Origin of the sequence: Chryseobacterium sp. SIMBA_029, assembly GCF_046535275.1 — a bacterium.
Taxonomy (GTDB): domain Bacteria; phylum Bacteroidota; class Bacteroidia; order Flavobacteriales; family Weeksellaceae; genus Chryseobacterium.
On the sequence record NZ_JAWRXA010000566.1, the window covers coordinates 1 to 255 of the forward strand.

At 47.5% G+C, this 255-nt stretch carries 1 protein-coding gene; it reads right to left on the reverse strand.

The window, feature by feature from the left end:
• The coding region (locus SB679_RS25250) for a serine hydrolase (protein WP_410705077.1) at positions 1 to 255 on the reverse strand (255 nt) is incomplete at both ends.

Consider the following 255-nt stretch of genomic DNA (forward strand, 5'->3'; position numbering starts at 1 on the left):
GTAAGTTGGCCGCAGTGTTATCACTCATGGTTATGGCAGCACTGCATAATTCTCTTACTGTCATGCCATCCGTAAGATGCTTTTCTGTGACTGGTGAGTACTCAACCAAGTCATTCTGAGAATAGTGTATGCGGCGACCGAGTTGCTCTTGCCCGGCGTCAATACGGGATAATACCGCGCCACATAGCAGAACTTTAAAAGTGCTCATCATTGGAAAACGTTCTTCGGGGCGAAAACTCTCAAGGATCTTACCGC